Here is a 19,227-nt window from a genome sequence, read left to right on the forward strand (position 1 = left end):
ATGGAGAATCATACGGAAAAGCACCCTGGGGGTATCAGCAATTATTGGATAAAGCTAATGATTCTGATTCTGTTCCTGACTATCATTTCCATTTTTCAGATGAAAATTTATCTGTTCATGTTGACGGAGATAAACAAGTTTCACAAACAACAACATTGGTCGGAAGTTCTTCAAATTATGTAACTATTAAATTGCCTTCAGGCCTGCACTTAAAAAACTTAACCCATAGTACAAACGGAACAGGCAATGAAACCATTCATGGTGGAGACTCTTTCTATCTTTGGGCAAATTTAAGTTATGATAATAATTATTCGAGTGGTGCCGTTAAGGGGAATCTTAAAAGTTATCAGCCTCTAGTTCTTAGGTTTAACGGAAAAGATGTTAATGGTAAGCCCTATCAGCCTGTAGTTTATATGCCGGAGGACGATCCGCCGTCTGCTGATGGTATTAGTGCAAACTTCTATCCCCGCACTGTCAACGTCTACGCTCAGTACATTGATACCTATGACAACAGCGTCATGTGGCAGGAGTCTAAAGGAAAATCTACGATAGGTAGTAATTACAGCGTTACAGCTTCAACAAGTGGTTTCACAGGAAACGGAACGAAAGGGGCCAAGGGGGCCACATACAAAGAAACCGGAAAAAGTAAGGTCACGGGAAAGACCGGAAGCACGGATGTGTACGTCAAGTTTTATTACGACCGTTACCGGAATAACAAGGTTGTCTATCAAAACAGGTATCCGAATCATCAAATTTTCAATCAGGCATCGAAAGAGGTAAAAGTAGGCAATACGTATTTGTGGACGATTCCCAAATCTGTAACGGCCGGAGGGAACACTTACGATCTATACAATAACGGATCCCTTCAAAACGCAAATTACACTTATACCGGCAAGCAGCCGGACAAAGATTTAAGTCAAACCTTTCTCTATATTTTGAGGCGCAGCGTCACGGTGAATTATTACGACAACCGAACGGGAAAGAAAATCCAGACAAGCAAAGTCTATACCCTTCATCAGGGCGATTCCTACCAGGAGAATCACCCAGGAATCACGACTACCAAGAACGGGAAAAACTATGCCTATCGCTTTGTCAAAGCCACTGGGAATACGCAGAAGGGAACCGTGGGTACAGGAAACATTGTAATCAACTATTATTACGACATTCCCCTTGCCCAGGTAAACTTGAAGAAACTTCAGATTTACACGGCACCGGCTTCCGAAGGGCTGCCAGTCAAGGTGACTATGGGCAAAGTGTTCTATAATTATGCGACCTCGATCGGCGACATGGGCACTAAGAAAATCAGTGTTTCGCTTTATCGTGGGAGTGCTAAGCTTGCGATGCAACAGTACGCCGCTAAGAGCATACCGACCAATCTCACTTTTACAATCCCGAACAGCGTGCTTACGAGAAATACAAATAAGCCTTATACCGTTAAATTAGACGGTTTCAGCGCCAATGATTTTGACGTTTCTCCGGCTGGCGGCCAGCTGACGACTCAGGGGTATACGAGCAGTGAAGAAACGGTTGAATTTAATGTAAACAGCAATTCCTCGCATCAAGATTCGCAGAAACGGGTGGTTATGACAGAGATAGCCGTCGGTCAACCGATGGAGACGCATTACGAAACCTTTAAATATTACGCTCGGCCCATACCAAAAATGAAAACGGGATACGGCTTTGCGGCCGATGTCACACTCAACTATAACAATGAACTTGGTCATGACTATAATTATGCAACAGGTGTCGCTGAAGACAACTTTACTTTCCGGGCCCCTTCGGTACTTCAGGATACTTCCTATTTGAACTATCCGACGAAGAACGGAAAGGTCAATGTGCCCATGCTGTCACACCGTAACATAAATGATTCGGCCTCAGCTTACCAGAAGAACGAAGGTTTCAAATTTCCGCATGTCAATGTGGAAGATAAAACGGGCAAGCTGTTCACCGACCAACAAGTAAACGCTCACGATAGCAGAATTAAAAATAAACTGTATGATGGGAAATATCAGTTCTATACGCCCATCTGGCCGGATAAGTCGCAGAACATTCCCGCAACCTACGCTGTGGACTATTCCACGAATCCGCTTGGCGTCAATAAAGTGACGCTGAAGATTCAGGATCAGCTGCGGCTGGTAGCCTATATGTATGCCTGGATGGGCAGCCCGACAATCAGCAAAGATGAACTACTCATGGAACCGGTAAACACCGACAATCCGTTTCCGGACGGTCTGCCGGCTGGATTCACAAAGGCTGATGAGCAATGGATTAAAAATGATTAAGCACATCTGCGCAATTATTGATTGAGGGAGGAAAAGCATGCAAATCACCTTTGTCATATGTGCCTTAGTTTGGACATCTATTATTGGGTTAATGCTTTGTTTCTTGTGTGTAAAAAAAGAAAGGATCACCGAGAAAATGACTGCTGGTCTGTTCTGTGAAGAAGAACAAATTGAAAACGGGAAATTAATCCACCGAGTAACCAAAATGTCTTTAACACTGAAAAAGGGTTATTGGTTTCTTTTATTTACTGTAGGTTTGCTCGTTTTTCAATTTATGTTGCTCTGTACACTGCAATGGATAATGAATTAACGATTAAGCCATGCTGATATTTCACTAAAAAGAGTGCTGAGATACGGCCATGTAAGATTTAGATGAAGTCCTATAAAAAACACGAAAAATCCTAAATAACAGCCAATTATAAATCTCAAGCTTTCTTCTTTTTTGTCGTGAAATAAAAAACGTGTAGTCATTATGCTCAGTGCAATTAAAGAAACAAGGCGCGCAAAAATATAATAAAAGGGATAAGTCCCATAAATAGATTTAACGATGCTCCCAACGGCTGCAGACCAATTATCAAATTCAGATTTTCCATCGAAATTAAGAGGAGGAATTCGATTAAATACTGTTTTGATCGGATCGGGAACATAGTAGGTTGACATAAACAGAAACAGAGCAATCACTTCGCCGACAATAAATGGTATTGTAAAATCTGATCTCTTTTTGTACCTAACGATCATACTGGCAAGGAGTAGGACTGTTAATAGTGTCGTTGAGATGATTGAAATGTATCTAAAGAATAAAGCGTACAATCCGAATAATAGCACTAAGAACACGCCCCATAGAACCATCATGAAATTCTCGTTCTGCGTGTTTGTGACATGCACTTTGACAGGGGGTGTTTTTATAGGCGTGCGAGGTATAATGAGTTTTGGCGCCTGATTTTTAGAGGGATTTTTATTATGTATCTTCGATATTTGTAATACGATAAGCACGATGCTCAATAAACTGTTAATAATAGAAACAACACTTTGAAATATCTGCATGTAGTTCACCGTTTTCCTATTGAATTCATAACGTACAGCTAAAATTTTAATTTACTTTATTTAGAAATTCAAATAAAAATTGATAATTTAATAAATAAAAGAAAAAGAGTCATTCAAAAGGACCATTTTTGAATGACTCTTTTTCTGTTTGAAAGGGGGTGAGTGAAAAACGTGAATGTCTATACACGCTTCTTTCTTATGTTTATTATCTGGGCCGGGCTGATGGTCATGCTCAACACCTGGCTCTCCTACGATGACAAGCATAAAGAAGTCATTGCGGATATGACTGAATCTGCAAATGTTGCATCGGTTCTGGCAGCTAATTCGCGCTCGCGCATCGACTCTGGCCAAATGATAGTGGACGAAGGCACATTTAAACAAAATTTTGAGCAGTTGTTTCAGAGGAACATGGAGATTCATCTGACGAATGTGCAATACACCTTTGATTTCCGGAATGATAGCCAAACCGGCGCGGTCAAAGCAGTTAAAATCAAAATTCACGATGGTAAAGGTAATGATTACCATACCACGTATGTGCCTAACATAACCACATCCGATTAAAACGAAAGGAGATTTCAATGGAAACAGTTATAGATTTACCGAGCAGGCGATTGCTGCCTACAACTATAAAAGCTATTGAGGAGAGTCTGTTTTCCTCCCACGCCGAACTATTGAACGCTTGCTACTCCGACGATCCGGTGGCACGGCCGGAAGCTCGGGCCATTCTTGGCCCGGTTATCAAAGAACGGTTCCCTGATTTGGTCAAAACGGAGGCACAGGCTGCTTACGCTGTGCAAGAGATTGTCGGCTTAGGAATCATTGAGGAATTGCAACGGGATCCGGAAAATACGGATATTGGCTATCATGGATCCCGTCTATTTCGAAAGACCAACGAGGGGCTCCATTATATTGACGATTCCCGAATCAGTGATGACTATATCAATCGTTTGCTTCAGCGGATGGCTTCCCGGGTAAAAAAAGACTTCAGCAGGAAAGAGCCTAGACTCTCCGGGCAGATTGAAAACATGCGTCTCTCATCGCGTCATCAGACGATGACGGTCAGCGGTCCGACCTTCTCTATTCGTCTGTCACGTCCCGAGTTGGTCATGACGGAGAAGAATATAGATGCGTTTTGCCCGCCGTCAATTTTTAAGTTCTGTGCCGCTAACCTGTGGGGACACGTTAACATGCTCCTGGCCGGCGACATGGGTACTGGCAAAACATCTTTTCAAAAACTAGTTTTGTCCAAGGCCAACCCGGAAGAAAAAATCATTCTGCTGGAAGATGAAGACGAAACCCATGCTAAGACATTGTTTCCAGACTTGAACATTTATGAGTGGCTGGTCGGCCCGGGCGCAAATTATGAAGAAAGCATTGAAGACGCCTTTCGGAACGACGCCGTGTGGGTCATGCCGTCTGAGATCCGCGGCCGGGAAACCGGAACGCTGGTGGAAGGCGCAATTGGGGGCACGCATGTCTTTACAACGATGCATGTCCTTAGCGCGCCAATGATCCCCGATCGCCTTCTCAGCATGATCACGAAGTATCACAGTGTGAATGAGGAAAGGATGCTGAAGGATATTTATTCTGCCTTTCCGATTGGCGGTTACCTGAAAAAGAAGAAGGAAAACGGCCAGACGATCCGCTGGTTGGCTGAACTCATTGAGTTTTACCCGGACTGCACGGCACATCCCATTTTTCAACGAAAACGTCGAAATGGCCAATTCATAGATACTTTTTACCCATTCAGCGGCCGGCTTCGGGAGCACTTTGAGGATGTGGACGAAGTGGATACGGACGAGCTGAAGGAGGTGTTTGGCAATGTTTAAGCGGCGAACATGGACAATTGAGGAAATAAATGTCTGGCGCGAGAAGTACGGACACAAAATCCGAACTCGTGAGCTTCTGGGCCGGTTTGTTATTGCCTTTCTTGCACTCTATATCATGTCTTACATTCTGTATCGCTATTGGTGGCTTTCTGTCATATATGGACTGATAGGGATCTTGGGCACATATTTGTGGGTGCTTCCGGCCGAAGCGCGCCGCATCTATGAGATGCAATCCTATCGCGAGCGAGACCGCTTCACAAACACATTCACACAGATGATTAAAAATCCATCCCGATCCTTTCTTAGCTGCCTTCATGAAATTGCGAGCATCACGTTGGGGGAGCTGGGTCAGCAGCTGACGACGCTCACGGCTAAGCTGCGATCAGCGAACGAAAAGGAGGGTATCGCAGCGGTTGATGGACTAAAAAAACAATATAAGAAAGACATTTCCTTTGTACACTATCTGGAACAGGTGGCGACAATCTTTGCCTTTGGCCGAATCAACACAGATGTGCTTGATCAGATTACTCGGCAGCACAATGAGGTTCTTGTAGAGCGCGAGATTTATATTGAGGAGAAAAGAGGGCCAAGAAGCGAGCTTTTAATCATGCTTTTTATGACCTTCTTTGCTTTTTTTGTACTCAGTTATGTATTCACACTGCAGAACTGGATTAATTTGTACAGCCATCAGCCGATAGGGTGGTTTTGCAACACACTATACTTCGTCTATATTGGCCTTGTCTTTCGCATTTTCTTTAAAAATTACGTCAATGACGAGGTGGAGGAGATTAACTATTGAACATCTTGAACTGGTTTTCAGGAAAACTCTCGGAGCCGGATTATGAAGAGTTGTTGAAAACGGTGTATGCGTCGGAGCAAGGACGGCAACGGGAAAGGAGCCGTCGCCTGCTAGTGCCGCTTTTACTTGTTCTGCTTGCCGGTTTTTTTGCTTTAATTATGCGATCAGTACTCCCGGTGATTATTGCGCTGGGCGTCGCTTTTCTGATTTGGAAACTTCACTACGTGAACATCCGGCAACTTGCCCAGCTGTCAGTGATTAAACGACGTGTCAACTTTGCCTTGTATTTCCGGGTACTCGCGCCGATTGCGGAACAGACGTCCTTTACCAACGCCTTGGAACAGGCGCTAAAGCAAAATCCGGAAATTCCCATCCGGGGTGACGTGCACCGGCTTATTGACCGAATGATTGAGCAGCCAAACGACATCAAAGTATTTTGGGAATTTGGCGAGCATGCTGGAGCAGGAAGCGATCAGGCACGCACGCTCTGTACGGCGCTTTTTGAGTTTCAACAGAATACCAAGGATCCGAAGGTGTTACGTAATTTGGCCAGGATAGCCAGCGATGAGCTGTTTCGTAACCGAAAAAAGATTCGCGAGATGAGAATCGCCAAGTTTAATTATCTGGCCTTTGCGATTTTCCTTGGCATGCTGATCCCTTTTTCCGGCTCGCTCGTCAGTTACCTATCGAATTTTAGCAAAATCATGGCCTTTCATGGTTAAGGAGGAAAACTATGCGATCCTGGATACTTAATATCGCAACGCTGATTATTTTTGCGCTCTTGATTGCCGCACTAGTCGCATCCGCAGCTTATTGGGCACAGCGCAGCCAGGCGTATGATTTTCGGCAGTATGTCGACTACCAGATTCAGCGTAATGGAGGACTTACAACGAATGCGCTTACTGAAATTAACGCCTATAACCAGCAAAAATATGGCGGCCGTTATCAACTGGAGAGTGAGAGTGGAAATGGCATGAAGCCCTATGGGACAGTGATCAATTATCAGGTTAAGGTCCCAGAGCGATTGACACTGCTGAACATTAAACTGACTCCACTCACGATCCGTGGATCAGCTGTCTCGTTGGTGCGTGGCGAGAGCTCCTAATTTTCATGTATAAAAAGCCCTGTTTAAAGGCTTTTTATAGATTTTAAATATCCTTTTTAAGGAGGTGAATTTCATGCGAACTTGGATAATGGAGGTAGCGGCAGTCGTTGTTGGCCTCGCTGCGACCCTCATTGTTTATCAATCCGTGACCGGGCATCTGGGAACTGAGCTTGGGTCGATGTGGACGTGGTTTAACACGATATGGCAGGGGTGAGCAGTCAGGGGGAACAAAAAAATGAGGAGGTCGTTTTTGACGATTGATGTCAATTTCACAGAGTATCAAAAAATTGACCGGGAAAAGCGATTTCTCTGGCATTCTGATCAGCGGACTTTTCCGGTCCACCAGCTGCCGACGAGCGAAAAGATGGAGCGCTTGCCGGTCGTTTTTTATTGCGGGGCGATTAATTCGCTCCGCGTTTTTCATCTTCTGAGGCTTGTGCCCAGGGATGAAGGCATTGAGCTACAGCTGGCATGAAGGGGGAAGAGAGGAGGCAGCAGATGTCTGAGAAAACAGAACGCGCGGAGCGGCGCAAACGGAAGGAAATGGCCGTTAAAATTTTGGCGGCTCAAGGCCTCGTGTATGAGGACTGGCTGGACGAGCGGCACCGCACCGTCATTGAGGAAGGTGCGCCAACGGTGGGTGCGGCGCTGAATTTATTGATTGAAAATCAGAAAAAAGGACGTGACTGACTATGCCGAGTGGCGTTATTAATGTGATCACTGCTTGTTTGAACTTTGTTACCACAATTAGCGGATCGTACGCTGCATTAAAACTGGCCATCTATGCCATTGGCTATATGCAGAAAAATCCGCAGAAGATCCAGGAAGCCAAAGACGGCATGATCAACGTAGCCATTGGCCTTGCTATTTGTCTGAGTTCACTGACCATCTCGCAGTGGCTTCAGGGCAACCTGAAATTCTAAAAGAGGGTGGGCCGAGTTGATAACTGTCTATTTTGAAGCTGGCCGGCGCTTTCGGAAATTGGCGAAGAAAAATCAGCCATTTTCCACGCGTCGGGCGAGCAGCATTTTAAAAGAAATGGAGGAACGCGCGCAAATCGCTGGATTTACCGAGGCGGTCGTCTACACGATCTACGACGGAGAGCGTCCGCTCTTTAAAGACCGTCATCCGGTTGGCGCTGGACAGCCTACCAATCTGCTGTTTCTTGTACAGGAGGCTCTCACGACAGTGTTTGCCAGCGAGCCAGAGGCAGATAAAAACCGGTTGCTTCAACGGCTGGCTGAAGCGATGCGAGATCCGGATGAACCGGAACAAACGGGCGGCCTGCCGCGGGCGACAGGGAAGCGGCCTTTCTTTTACCGGGTACTCAAACATGAACCTGGGGTTCGTGATCAGCCAACAATCCAGAGGCCGAACCCTCCAAAGAGTCCCCTTGAGAAAAGGAATGAACCGATGACTGATCCGAATGATCGACCAATTAAAAACGAACGGCCACATCAGCAGCCGGAACCAGCTGCCTCTCAGGAACCGAATCAGGAACGCGGGGAACCTTCCCGTATTCCTGATTCGGGTAGGCAAAAATGGAACCTAACAGCCAGCTTTGCCAAGGCGCTCGCATTCTGTCGAACCTCCTGGCGAAAAAGCGTACCGAGACTGATGCGGGTCACTAAATATTTCACTCAGTTCATAGTGCGGGGCATTAAAAGTGCGATTCAACATCACCAGGCAGTCAGGTTTCATCGTGAAGAACGTCGGGCCAAGGCACTGGACGTGCAACTGGAACGGGAGAAGCAGAAAGCAAGGCTCTATGAGGAGCTGGCGGCGGACCGGAACCGGGTCAAAAAACAGGTGGAGTCAGATGCCCGGCGCGAGGAACGGCTAGCTCAAGAGCTGAAAAAAGCCCGGGGTGCGCGCGTGCATTCTGGGCATGGAGGGGCAATTGCCGGCACCCTGATGGTTGCTGGGATGCTTTTCGGTGGTCTATGGCTATGGCAGCATCCGGCTACGGCCCATCAAACGATGGAAATGATTTTGACCTTTAAAAATCAGCTCTTTGGTCACTTTGGGCTGCATTGAGAGGAGGACGAGGTAAGTGGAAAAAAAGAAAAAAAGCACGAACTGGGCCGCTTTCCTACTGCGCCCTTATGTGTGGCCGTTTTGGATTGTGGCTGCGGCAATTCTGGCTTACGCAGCCGCAAATTTCTGCCTGACACTGATTGGCCGACTGCCGGTTACGCTGCGTGCGCTGACGACTCAGACACACGACGGTTCACTGGGACAGGGTGGGTTGCCCAATTTACTTTCAGGTTTTACGCCTTCCTGGCTTATCACTCCCCATCCGTCGATCTGGGCAGCTTATGGCTTGGCCGCCATAGTGCTTGGTGTCTTTATTCTTAAGATACTGAGCCGGCTTCGCCGTGCCGCCGATCAAATTGAACGGAGTGCGCGACAATGAATCGGCGCTACAAGCAATGGAAGAAAGTGCTTGCAGCGCCGTGGTTTCTCGTGACGTTTGCGATTGGCGTGATTTGGCTCGCCTTTCTGACGGTTAACTTTATTCTGAACATGCTCGCGCGCCTGCCGGGTTACCTGCATGAAACACTGCAGACCGCAGCCGATCAGGCGGCAAATCGTCCGTCTCTTTTAAAAGGCTGGGCGCAATGGCTGGTTACGCCGATTCTATCACTCTTTCCCGTCTATGCAATCGTTGCGATTATTTTAGCCATCTATCTTCCGATTCGGGTGTATAAAATGCGGATTGCTTACCGGGACATCAATCTGGGTACGGAAGGCACTCGGCGATGGACGACGCTAAAGGAGATTAAGGGACAATACAAATCAATCGCGGATGATGATAAAGAATATCCTGGTAAATCCGGCTATCCTGTGCTGCACTACAATCACAGGCTATACATCGAAACGATGAATACGCATTCTGCTGTGGATTCCTCTACGCAGTCTGGTAAGACGGAAACGTTCACCTATCCTTTGATTGACGCAATCATGCGTGCTGAGATAAAGGATTCGGTTGTTCTCACTGACATCAAAGGGGATATGCTGAAGAACACGCGCGCTGAATTCATTGCGCATGGCTACGACGTAAAAGTGTTTAACCTGCTTCTGCCCTATCAGGGGATTGCGTATAACCCTTTGGAGCTAATCAAACGCGCTTATCTTAAGAAGGATTACGCGAAGGCGCAGCAACTGTGCAATACGCTTTCCTACTCACTATTCCACAATCCAAACGCAAAGGATCCGATGTGGGAGGAGTCGAGCATTTCGCTAACAAACGCGCTGATCTTAGCTGTTTGCGGGATTTGCGAAAAAATTGGCCATCCGGAATGCATCACGATGTATACCGTGACCGTCATGCTCAACGAGCTTGGCAGCAATCCGGACGAGGATGGTATGACCGATTTGGATTCTTTCTTCGGCGGTCTTCCGGTGAACGATCCGGCCAAGCTACAGTACGGAACGGTGCAGTTCAGCCAAGGCGTCACGCGATCCGGTATCTTCACCGGCACGATGGCCAAGCTGAAAAACTATGCCTATGACACGATTGCGCGCATGACCTCAGCTAATGATCTGAATTTTGAAGATTTGGCGTATGGAGAAAAACCTGTTGCGCTTTTTATCGTCTATCCCGATTGGGACGACTCCAATTACAGCTTGATCTCAACTTTCCTGAGTCAGGCCAACGCCGTACTCAGCGAGAAAGCAACACTCTCAAAGGACAGCCGTTTACCCCGGCGCATTCACTATGTGCTGGAGGAAGTCGCAAACATTCCGGCAATTGAAGGCCTTTCGCGGGCAATGAACGTTGGCCTTAGCCGTAATATTCTCTACCACTTAATCTTTCAGAGCCGTGCGCAGATGGAGGATAAATACGGAAAAGAACTTGCCGCGGCGATTATTGGTGCCTGCGGCAACAGGTACTTCATCATGTCCGACGGACAGGAAGACGCTGAGGAGTTTTCTAAACTGCTTGGCACTCAGACGATCATTGCGCCTGATCGCCAAGGCGATCCCCTGGCGATCGACAAGGTGTACTCCGAACGTGAGGCTCCGCGTCCCTTGCTCATGCCGGACGAGCTGATGACGCTTCAGGATGGCGAGTGGGTATTGGTCCGCACAAAACATCGACGCGATTTGAAGGGCAGACGAATTAAGGCCTATCCGATTTTTGCGAATGTGACCGATGGGACGCAGATGCTGGCACGCCATGAGTACCTGATGCATCGTTTCAATCATCCGAGCACGTTTGAGGAAATGAATCTGTGGGGAGCACACAAGGATATTGATCTTAACAAACTGGTTATTGACTTTCAGCATCCGGAAGCTGTTACGGAGCCTTTATCTGCTCCGGTTGCCGAAAACCATTCCAAAACGAAAGAAGGTGATCCTTTGGAAAACAGGAATATCGAAGGCATCCCTGGGACGGAAACTGGCATTCTGACTGTCCTGACGGGTGATCAGTTGGAACTGCTCCGACGGTCTTTTGCCCGATTAGATCCTGATCGCGCGGAAACCTTTAATCGACTGGACACCGTCGAAGCGGTCGAGCAGTTTTTTGGTTATGAAGCCAATGCTGCACTGCGTGAGGCGGACGGCATTCGACAGATCCTCAGCTTGCTGCCCGAGCGAAAGGAGGCCTGACCATGGGGAATCTAAACGACGACCAGATCATTTCTAAGTTGAAAAGCATCCTAGACTTTTTGAGCTTAAATTCGCCTGGGACGGATATTCTGCGCTGGATGGGATGGCAAATCATTAAAGGACTTGCTACGGTCGATAATACATTGAGCGCCGGGGTTACGATGGCTTATAAACTGATGGCGTTTTACGATTCAGCTGCATTCAAAAGCTTCATCAATCCCTATATGGGATTTTTCTTTACGATGGCAGGACTTGCCATTGCCTATCTGGGCTGGACGATTATCATCCGGCACCGGACGGATTACAACAAGCTGATCGTTAATGCCCTGGTTGTCATCACCTTTTTTGCGGCGATGCCCTGGGGCATGCAGCAAATGTACAAGATGGTCGACGCCGGGCAAAAAGATCTCAGTTCAGCCAAAAGCCTGAGCAGCCATATGGGTGACGGGACACAGGTGATTAAGTCCAATATCACCGATCTTTATCTGCTAGATAAGGCAAAATTCAAGGCGAGCAAGATGAGCAGTAAGAATTACATCACAAGCGACAGCGATGTTTCAGTCATGGACATCAATGAGGCTGTGGACACTGGCAGTGACTCGCCACTGTCGGACGATGGCAAACAGATCCTTGCCAAAAAGTTGAGCAATTCATCCGGTAAATTAAAGTTGGCAGACATGCAGACGCATTGGTTCACGGCGGACGAAGCGTACTACCGGTATTCCTGGCATCCGTTTCTCATGATTATCAGCCTGCTGATGACAATGGTGGTGGTCCTGAGCACGATGTTCAAGGTAGCTCAACTGAGCATAGAGCTCGCTCTTGTCAAAGCGATTGCCATCGGCAGCTCATTTACGGATATTGAGAGTGGGCAGCGGACAAAAAAGCTGATCCTTAAGATCCGGAACATCTTCATTGTCCTTTATTTAATGGCACTGACCTTGAAGATTTATTTTGTTTTTCTGGATTATATCGGCAGTGTCGGCGGTATAAACGATTTGGTACGCGTGATTTTTACAGTGGCAGCTGGTTTCCTAGTCATCGACGGACCGAATATCATTGAAGAGCTCTTCGGCGTCAATGCCGGCATGGGTAGCGCAATTAAAGGAGCGATGGGCCTCATGGGTGCCAGCTTCTTGGCTTCCCGTGCGGCCGGTGGTATGGCGAGTGCTGGTAAAAAGGCGCTGGATGTCGGCAAGAAAATGGCCGGGCATGCAGCGACTGCAGGTGGTGCAGCGCTTGGTGCTGGGAAAGGCGCACTGGATGGTTTCAAAGACAAAGCTGCATCCGGAGATGCCGGCAATTTCTCAACTGCTGCGGATAAGCTCGGAGGTGCACTTGGCAAGTCTTCCGGGCAGGATTCATCTGGAGGCCTGTCTGGAATGAAGGCGCCACTGTCCAACGAAGCAGCAGCACAGGAAACGAAAGACAAGATTGCAAAAGCGGCTCAGGGATCGGGATTGGGCGTCCGTGGCGCCGGTCAGACCTTAGACGCGTCTCAAGGAAACAGTCAATCCTCGGCTGGTTCTTCCGCTGGTACAGTGCCGTCTGATCAGTCGGCTGATGAGAGCCTGGGGGCATCTGATGCACCCATGTCCTCGCCAGCTGCAGCTATGGGTGGTTCATCTTCTGATGGACTAACGACACCAGCTTCAGCAGCAAAAGGGGCGTTTGCGGGATTTGGTCATTCATCATTTTCGCCCCAGTCTACGAGACCTGCGCCATTGCCAACGCATGCGACCTTGCCGGCTTCCGTTGCTCAACGCGCCGCTGCGGGCAAGCAGGCAATCGCAGCTTCCGTACCGAAACCTACGACGTGCGAAACCCTGGGCCAGGCAGCGCGCAGAAAGTTGACTGACGGCTATGCCGGCATGGCCCAGCGTGTTTCCGATTCTGCGCCCTTTCAGGCCTATCGTAAAAGCCGCGATTTAACGTATAACTCAATCGCGGGACCGCCGCCGGAGAGTGTTCCCGTGCAAGATGAGGGCAGTTCAGGTAGTTCGTCGTCCACTCCAGGTTCTGCGGGTTCGTCCAGTCATTCAGCCGGTCCACCGGTTATGCCGACCTCTCTCTCAATTCCGGCTACGGCGGACACGTCGCACTCGGTTGCACATTTCCAGTCGTCCGCAGTTCCGTCCGTTCCGCAGGAATTGCATCAATACTCAAAGGCCAACTGGAACAGTGTTCAAGAGCAGTATCCCGGAGCGCAGGCGGTAGGATCGGCTAGTTTTTGGCGCAGTCATGGTGTGGCCATCCAACCTGATGCGCGGCCGATTTCTGTTTCTGTACCTGTCAAGGATGCCGCAGGCAAGGTCACAGGGTTCGATTCTGGTGAAGTCTACGACATTAGCCAGACCACAATGCCCGCTGGGAGCGTTCCGGGATGGCTTTCTCAAAATAAGAAAAAGGGGAGATAAATCGTGAGCCAGATGCGCACATTCATTCAAACGCCTCACAATCTGCAGGTCAAACTAGGATTCTATGGGCTTTCGATTCCGCAGTGGCTGTTTGTTTTTGCCAGCGCCGGGATGGCTTTTTTGACGAAATTTCTCGTGTTGCCCGGATTTTCGTACCTCTATGTTTTCCTAGTACCTATTACGCTGTACGTGCTGCTGATGCCCAGCCGGCATGCTGCGGGCAAGTCAATGGTGCAGGAAATGTTGATTGTGCTGTTGCGTGATCACGGGGTGTACCGCTCCGTCCTACCGCCGGATAAAGTGGAATCCGCGGAAGGGGGCAGGGATCATGCCGTTTAATGCGATCGAAGAGCGCGAGAAGGCGCGACAGCCGAAGAATCGCCGCGAGAAGAAAGCACTTGCCGAGTTAAACGGAATTAATCGGATCTACCCGGTTTGTGGTTATACCGATGAGGGTTTTGTTCGGACGAAGGCGCTTGGATTCATTGATGGATTTTTCGAGATCCTAAAAGTCCGCCAGTATGATCTTTATAAACTCGACGCCGCGCAGTATGATGCGCTGACGTCCGGGCAGTGGAATCTAAACAAACTGTATGCGCCGCCGCTTAAAGAGGTCTACCTCAATTTTCCGGAGGACAATCAGGAGCAGCAGAACTATTGGAAATATAAGATTGAGCATACGACGGATCCGAATCGGCTGCGCGTTCAGAATTTTGAATTGGAAAAGTTACGCTACATTGAAAAGAAGCATCGTATGCGCAATGTCTATCTTTGCGTTTTTGGAAAGACCGAAGAGGAACTTAAATCTCGCCTGCAGGATCTGGAACGTTTTAAAGATCACCTGGGGCAAGAAGCACTCTCGTTAAGCGATAAAAAACGCGTACTCTCCAGTCTCAACAATCAGTTATGAAAGGGGACTTATCAATGAAGACGAATAGCCAGTCTGACCACGATGCACCGGTGACACTTGACGCGTACGGGCAGCCGGAAGCGTGGATGAACCAGCCCGAGCTTCCGGAACTGGCCAAGGCAGAGGAGGAACTTTTCGATGCCGAATAAAAGCTTTCATCAAAAAACGTTTAAGCAAAAACAAGCGGAGGTTCAGGCCTTGGTCAGTCAGATGGATCAGGCCGTGGACAGCTATTTTGTCGACCCGGAGAAGCTCAAACAGTATCTTTCGTTTATGAGCCAGTTTCATCGCTATTCGCCGGCCAATGTTGCGCTGATTGAAAAGCAGTTTCCTGGTGCAAAAGCGGTCGGTTCATTTCAATTTTGGAAGTCCAAGGACTACACCGTTAGAAAAGGAGAACATGGCGAGAAAATTTGGGTGCCGATTCAGGTGCCGGCCAAATTTCAGACTAAGACGGGCGAGTGGAAACCTATCCGTCAAGCAACAGAGGCTGAGCGGGTTGCGCTTGAACAGGGCACACTCCGGCAAATTGAGGCGCACAGGAGTTACACGATCGGAACGGTTTTTGATATTTCTCAAACAACCTGCCCGATTGAGAAATTGCCGGAGCTTTTTCCTAACCGCCATATCACGGGGGAAATCAAAAATTTTGATCTTTGGATGCGTGGTTTGCGCCAGGAGGCAAAAAACCTGGGCGTGACGATTGATGAGACCAGCCCCTATACATTCGGCGCAGCTAAAGGCGTTTTTATTCCAAAACTTAATAAGATTGAGTTGAACCCTCGGAACACGTCGTTTGAGAACGCCACCGTCTTAACTCATGAGCTGGCACATGCGGCGCTTCATCCACAGGACAAAAGAGTCAAAACGACCGTTAGAGAAAAAGAGTTTCAGGCAGAGATGACTGCATATGTTGTGCATGCCCACTTTGGCATTGACACTCAGAATGAGTCTTTGCACTATCTAGCTAGCTGGACGAAAAATAAAACATTAGCCGATAAAAAGAAACTGATCGGTGAAGTCCACGAGACGTCACTGAGCTTTATCGCGACCTTGGAAAGCGAACTGGCCAAGGGAAAAGAACAGCCCAACGCCAGAGAAACAGTCCCCAATGCTAAGGGTTCAGCGGCCTACGCCTTACCTGGGCGATCCCCCAAAATTAACGTTTCCGGAAAACACCGGGCGCATTCTCCTATGGTAAGTCACTGAGTAGACGGGCACATGAATTTTCCGAAAGGAGGTGAGGAATTGTTTCCCGTCGGTCAGCCGGTGAAAAAATAAAATGAGGTGTTTTGCATGTACGCTCTAACCAAACCGAACACTTGGTTTAAAATGGCGGTCACGTTACTTGTGGCCGCTTTGTTTTTTGTTGGATTCTGGGGCACGAGCCACGCGGCCGGTTCGACCGCGAGCCAACAGGCAACCATTACGATTAATCCAGGCTCGCGTACGATAACCTCCGGTGGTGATGTCACTCTTCCCGCGGATACCCTGAACGGAGCTCAGCAGACGACCGCTTTGGCACTGAGCAATCTGGGAATTGTTGATGCGTCTGGCAGTGGGGCTGGTTGGCATGTGACGATTGATGCGCCACAGGTTTCGGCAGAATCCAAAACATTGCCGGCCGGCAGTGTGCAACTCGATCCAGTGCAGTCCGTCAGCAAAGTGGACACCACTTCTTCAGCGACACCAGCAATTAGTACGTCTTCCGTTGCACCAGTGGATACCGGATCGGTGACTCTGCTTGATGCAGCAGCTGGTGACGGGATGGGCAGCTATAGCGCGGCGCTGAAAAATCTGACGGTGATCATTCCGGCGTCTGCTTATGCCGGAACCTATACGACTACACTGACTTACAATCTGTCTACCGCTCCTTGATTTGATTCCTGATGAGGGCTGAAAAGCCCTCTATACATAGCCTTTCAAATTAATCGAAAGGCAAAAAATTTGAGAAGGGATGATGTATTTATTGTGCATAAAAAGTTTATCACACTGATTGCGGCCGGATGTTTTTTAGTTGGTTCAGGATTTTCCGCTTATGCGCAGACCCCAAGTTTCAGCGTCGAGCCTGCAGCGAAGCAAGCGAATCAGGTTGGCTATTATCAATATCGCGTTGATCCCGGCCGCACGTACAAAGTCTCATTCTTGCTTGAAAACGGCAGCACAAAATCAACGACTGTTACCGTGCAGAAGCTGAATGCTCTGACTTCAAGCAATGGTGGCAGAATTGCGTATGAGCCAGAGACGAAGCAACCCTATTCTAAGTTGATTGATATGAATCGTGCTGCGTCGCAATACATTTTCGGACCGACAAAGATTAAGCTTCAGGGAAAGGAGCGGAAGGTTGTCACTTATGCATTCAAAACGCCCAAGAATGTTAAAAAAGGGTTGATCGTCGGCGCTCTTGGGTTTAGCAGTCCTCTGGATCGCACCACGAGTAAATTAAAGACAAAAGTGAAAAACGGTGAGCTAACTGAACTGCTGATCAATCAGCCGCAGCGGGTCATTGGTATTGAAGGAATTTATAAAAACCAACCAAAAGAAAATGTTCTAATCAATCAACCGGTTGTTCGAACCACGCCGTCGGGACCGCTTGTTCTTCCAATGCTTAAAAATGTTTCGCCGATCATTGTCAAGCATGTTTCTTTCAATTACAAAGTGTTCAATGCACACGGTACTCTTATTTTTAAAGGCCAATCAACGGATATGGAAATGGCTCCTTCCTCTGAAGTCTATTATTCGATTCCTTGGCGGGCGAAAACATTTGCTCCTGGCCAGTATAGACTTTCGATGCAGGGCACCATCGATGGGAAAAAGTTCAGCAAAGTCTTTAACTTTATCGTTCCGGATCAGACCGTTAGAAATTATCAAAATGAAACGGGAGAGCGTCCGTCGCTGCTCCGGGCATTAACTGGTGGGTATGGCTCATCGGCGCTTTTGTGTTGGGCGGTCTGATCGTTTTCCTGATGTTTTTCATATTCATTAAACGGCATAAGAAAGAGGAAGAGGAAAAGGATTCAGCTGAATCCTCACTTAAAAACTAAGAACGAGAGGAGAGAAAACGATGATCAAGCAACGGATCCACGCACGTCGGAAACATTTTGCCGGCGCACTGCTTGTGGGGTTGATTATCCTTGGCATGACAGCGCATCCGGCATTGGCTGTAACCTGGACGCTGTCAAGTTCAAGTATTGGCTTTGCCAACGTCAACGGAACAGAAAATATATACATCAATGGTCAGCATTATTATACGTCGAGCCCACCGGCTCCAAGCACGTTTCAACTGGCAGTTTATAACCACAGTTCGGACACACCAACGCTCTATAAAAATCTATCAACCAATGTTAGAAGCGATCATAAGTCGTTTTCCTGGGAAGGATCGATTGCTTCCTGGTCCGTCGGTGGGGCAGGGACGCATTATCTGTTTTTCCACAACGCCGTTGTTTCCGGAAACTCGAATAATACGTATTTCAATTCACCCAATTCGTCTGTGAGCGATACGGGTTGGGTAACGATTGGGAATAATGCGCATGGGTGGGTCGGACGTATCTATCAATCGGCAAACGCTGATCATAAAGTGTCGCTGACATTGGCCAGTATAAAGGCTATTGCTAACCAGATCAGTGCAACCATGTCTGCGGATGGATTGTATCTGGACATGCATGGGACTGCTATTGTCCCCAACACGGATCAAACATCTGACTCAGAACTCCTTAAAAATACAGTTTTTTATCAGGGGGATACGAGCGGCAACCCTCTTGTACCCGGTGTCAGCAATTTATCCAATATTTCGCTGACGACATCCGTTGTTCAGTCAGCTTCAGCGCAAAGCAGTTATATCACTAAATATACGACGTCATCAGGAACGGAATACAGTGTTTCAGATGGCTTCAGCTTTGGAAAAAAGAACATTGTGATCCCTCTATCCACGCTTCAGAACCTGTCGCTCGGCACACCGTATTTGTTCCGATATGATCTGACGGAAGTAAGTGGTTCAAATGGGACGCCATCCGTATCAAACAACGAGTTGATTTATCCGTCCGGAGGGCTGCCGACTGTGACGTTCAAAGCCGCTGACGGTGGCATGCGCAAAATTACATTCAGCTCAAGCGCGAAGGCGGCAGATGGCCTGGACGGCCGGACAAAATTCGTTATTACGGACGCTCAGGCTCCAACGCTTTCCGTGACACCCTCAACATCGGCCTAGACGAACGGTTCAGTAAA

The 19,227-nt window shown here is 48.0% G+C and carries 22 protein-coding genes; all 22 read left to right on the top strand.

Translation table 11 applies throughout. The features are described 5' to 3' along the window. Positions 1-44 precede the first annotated feature (44 nt). The 22 genes from NIE88_RS10195 to NIE88_RS10295 all read left to right on the top strand — a co-directional run bounded on the left by NIE88_RS10195 (position 45) and on the right by NIE88_RS10295 (position 19,210). Complete coding sequence (locus NIE88_RS10195) at positions 45-2,282, top strand: MucBP domain-containing protein (RefSeq protein WP_253061802.1); 2,238 nt, start codon at positions 45-47, stop codon at positions 2,280-2,282. A 37-nt stretch (positions 2,283-2,319) separates the two neighbouring features. Then, positions 2,320-2,592 carry a hypothetical protein gene (locus NIE88_RS10200; RefSeq protein ID WP_253061804.1) on the top strand — a complete coding sequence of 91 codons (273 nt, stop codon included), beginning with the start codon at positions 2,320-2,322 and terminating at the stop codon, positions 2,590-2,592. Positions 2,593-3,497: 905 nt separating this feature from the next. Beyond that, complete coding sequence (locus NIE88_RS10205; protein WP_135348095.1) at positions 3,498-3,887, top strand: pXO2-26 family protein; 390 nt, start codon at positions 3,498-3,500, stop codon at positions 3,885-3,887. A gap of 17 nt (positions 3,888-3,904) precedes the next feature. After that, positions 3,905-5,155 (top strand): ATPase, T2SS/T4P/T4SS family, encoded by a 1,251-nt coding sequence (locus NIE88_RS10210; RefSeq protein WP_253061806.1) that lies wholly within the window; start codon positions 3,905-3,907, stop codon positions 5,153-5,155. Then, positions 5,148-5,954 carry a hypothetical protein gene (locus NIE88_RS10215; RefSeq protein ID WP_253061808.1) on the top strand — a complete coding sequence of 269 codons (807 nt, stop codon included), beginning with the start codon at positions 5,148-5,150 and terminating at the stop codon, positions 5,952-5,954. Before NIE88_RS10210 ends, NIE88_RS10215 begins: the two co-directional genes overlap by 8 nt. Next, positions 5,951-6,676, top strand: a complete 726-nt coding sequence (locus NIE88_RS10220) for a hypothetical protein (RefSeq protein WP_253061810.1) — start codon at positions 5,951-5,953, stop codon at positions 6,674-6,676. The genes NIE88_RS10215 and NIE88_RS10220 overlap by 4 nt, the downstream gene beginning before the upstream one ends. A gap of 11 nt (positions 6,677-6,687) precedes the next feature. Then, positions 6,688-7,059: a hypothetical protein gene (locus NIE88_RS10225; RefSeq protein WP_253061812.1), complete on the top strand. Its 372-nt coding sequence runs from the start codon at positions 6,688-6,690 to the stop codon at positions 7,057-7,059. Positions 7,060-7,132: 73 nt separating this feature from the next. Then, entirely contained in the window at positions 7,133-7,273 is a 141-nt protein-coding gene (locus NIE88_RS10230; protein WP_253061814.1) for a hypothetical protein, read from the top strand. A 21-nt stretch (positions 7,274-7,294) separates the two neighbouring features. Further along, complete coding sequence (locus NIE88_RS10235; RefSeq protein ID WP_253061816.1) at positions 7,295-7,534, top strand: hypothetical protein; 240 nt, start codon at positions 7,295-7,297, stop codon at positions 7,532-7,534. 23 nt (positions 7,535-7,557) lie between these two features. Continuing rightward, positions 7,558-7,749, top strand: coding sequence for a hypothetical protein (locus NIE88_RS10240; RefSeq protein ID WP_253061818.1), 192 nt, complete (start codon positions 7,558-7,560; stop codon positions 7,747-7,749). Positions 7,750-7,751: 2 nt separating this feature from the next. After that, complete coding sequence (locus NIE88_RS10245) at positions 7,752-7,982, top strand: pilin (protein WP_253061820.1); 231 nt, start codon at positions 7,752-7,754, stop codon at positions 7,980-7,982. A 16-nt stretch (positions 7,983-7,998) separates the two neighbouring features. After that, positions 7,999-9,096, top strand: a complete 1,098-nt coding sequence (locus NIE88_RS10250) for a hypothetical protein (RefSeq protein WP_253061822.1) — start codon at positions 7,999-8,001, stop codon at positions 9,094-9,096. Positions 9,097-9,112: 16 nt separating this feature from the next. Beyond that, positions 9,113-9,475 carry a heme exporter protein CcmD gene (locus NIE88_RS10255; protein ID WP_253061824.1) on the top strand — a complete coding sequence of 121 codons (363 nt, stop codon included), beginning with the start codon at positions 9,113-9,115 and terminating at the stop codon, positions 9,473-9,475. Further along, on the top strand, positions 9,472-11,676 hold the full coding sequence (locus NIE88_RS10260; RefSeq protein WP_253061826.1) for a VirD4-like conjugal transfer protein, CD1115 family: 2,205 nt from the start codon (positions 9,472-9,474) through the stop codon (positions 11,674-11,676). The genes NIE88_RS10255 and NIE88_RS10260 overlap by 4 nt, the downstream gene beginning before the upstream one ends. 2 nt (positions 11,677-11,678) lie before the next feature. Beyond that, positions 11,679-14,093 (top strand): pLS20_p028 family conjugation system transmembrane protein, encoded by a 2,415-nt coding sequence (locus NIE88_RS10265; RefSeq protein WP_253061828.1) that lies wholly within the window; start codon positions 11,679-11,681, stop codon positions 14,091-14,093. Between the two features lie 12 nt (positions 14,094-14,105). Further along, positions 14,106-14,432: a DUF5592 family protein gene (locus tag NIE88_RS10270; protein WP_507237322.1), complete on the top strand. Its 327-nt coding sequence runs from the start codon at positions 14,106-14,108 to the stop codon at positions 14,430-14,432. Beyond that, complete coding sequence (locus NIE88_RS10275; protein ID WP_135348082.1) at positions 14,422-15,003, top strand: hypothetical protein; 582 nt, start codon at positions 14,422-14,424, stop codon at positions 15,001-15,003. The genes NIE88_RS10270 and NIE88_RS10275 overlap by 11 nt, the downstream gene beginning before the upstream one ends. Before the next feature lie 14 nt (positions 15,004-15,017). Continuing rightward, complete coding sequence (locus NIE88_RS22410; RefSeq protein WP_290446413.1) at positions 15,018-15,152, top strand: hypothetical protein; 135 nt, start codon at positions 15,018-15,020, stop codon at positions 15,150-15,152. Then, positions 15,142-16,212, top strand: a complete 1,071-nt coding sequence (locus NIE88_RS10280) for an ArdC-like ssDNA-binding domain-containing protein (RefSeq protein WP_253061832.1) — start codon at positions 15,142-15,144, stop codon at positions 16,210-16,212. The genes NIE88_RS22410 and NIE88_RS10280 overlap by 11 nt, the downstream gene beginning before the upstream one ends. An 87-nt stretch (positions 16,213-16,299) precedes the next feature. Beyond that, positions 16,300-16,881, top strand: a complete 582-nt coding sequence (locus NIE88_RS10285) for a WxL domain-containing protein (RefSeq protein WP_253061834.1) — start codon at positions 16,300-16,302, stop codon at positions 16,879-16,881. A 93-nt stretch (positions 16,882-16,974) separates the two neighbouring features. Further along, the gene (locus NIE88_RS10290; protein ID WP_253061836.1) at positions 16,975-17,958 is read left to right on the top strand and encodes a WxL protein peptidoglycan domain-containing protein; all 984 of its coding nucleotides are present in this window, start codon (positions 16,975-16,977) and stop codon (positions 17,956-17,958) included. A gap of 109 nt (positions 17,959-18,067) precedes the next feature. Next, complete coding sequence (locus NIE88_RS10295; protein ID WP_253061838.1) at positions 18,068-19,210, top strand: hypothetical protein; 1,143 nt, start codon at positions 18,068-18,070, stop codon at positions 19,208-19,210. Positions 19,211-19,227 lie beyond the last annotated feature (17 nt).

Source organism: Sporolactobacillus shoreicorticis, assembly GCF_024125445.1.
GTDB classification, from domain to species: domain Bacteria; phylum Bacillota; class Bacilli; order Bacillales; family Sporolactobacillaceae; genus Sporolactobacillus; species Sporolactobacillus shoreicorticis.

Bases quoted from the DNA above. Each gene is read 5' to 3' on its own strand.
- NIE88_RS22410 (WP_290446413.1), top strand. From the start codon at position 15,018: ATGAAGACGAATAGCCAGTCTGACCACGATGCACCGGTGACACTTGAC.
- NIE88_RS10265 (WP_253061828.1), top strand. From the start codon at position 11,679: ATGGGGAATCTAAACGACGACCAGATCATTTCTAAGTTGAAAAGCATC.
- NIE88_RS10240 (WP_253061818.1), top strand. From the start codon at position 7,558: ATGTCTGAGAAAACAGAACGCGCGGAGCGGCGCAAACGGAAGGAAATG.
- NIE88_RS10215 (WP_253061808.1), top strand. From the start codon at position 5,148: ATGTTTAAGCGGCGAACATGGACAATTGAGGAAATAAATGTCTGGCGC.
- NIE88_RS10270 (WP_507237322.1), top strand. From the start codon at position 14,106: ATGCGCACATTCATTCAAACGCCTCACAATCTGCAGGTCAAACTAGGA.
- NIE88_RS10225 (WP_253061812.1), top strand. From the start codon at position 6,688: ATGCGATCCTGGATACTTAATATCGCAACGCTGATTATTTTTGCGCTC.
- NIE88_RS10280 (WP_253061832.1), top strand. From the start codon at position 15,142: ATGCCGAATAAAAGCTTTCATCAAAAAACGTTTAAGCAAAAACAAGCG.
- NIE88_RS10275 (WP_135348082.1), top strand. From the start codon at position 14,422: ATGCCGTTTAATGCGATCGAAGAGCGCGAGAAGGCGCGACAGCCGAAG.
- NIE88_RS10285 (WP_253061834.1), top strand. From the start codon at position 16,300: ATGTACGCTCTAACCAAACCGAACACTTGGTTTAAAATGGCGGTCACG.
- NIE88_RS10230 (WP_253061814.1), top strand. From the start codon at position 7,133: ATGCGAACTTGGATAATGGAGGTAGCGGCAGTCGTTGTTGGCCTCGCT.
- NIE88_RS10210 (WP_253061806.1), top strand. From the start codon at position 3,905: ATGGAAACAGTTATAGATTTACCGAGCAGGCGATTGCTGCCTACAACT.
- NIE88_RS10245 (WP_253061820.1), top strand. From the start codon at position 7,752: ATGCCGAGTGGCGTTATTAATGTGATCACTGCTTGTTTGAACTTTGTT.
- NIE88_RS10235 (WP_253061816.1), top strand. From the start codon at position 7,295: ATGAGGAGGTCGTTTTTGACGATTGATGTCAATTTCACAGAGTATCAA.
- NIE88_RS10200 (WP_253061804.1), top strand. From the start codon at position 2,320: ATGCAAATCACCTTTGTCATATGTGCCTTAGTTTGGACATCTATTATT.
- NIE88_RS10295 (WP_253061838.1), top strand. From the start codon at position 18,068: ATGATCAAGCAACGGATCCACGCACGTCGGAAACATTTTGCCGGCGCA.
- NIE88_RS10260 (WP_253061826.1), top strand. From the start codon at position 9,472: ATGAATCGGCGCTACAAGCAATGGAAGAAAGTGCTTGCAGCGCCGTGG.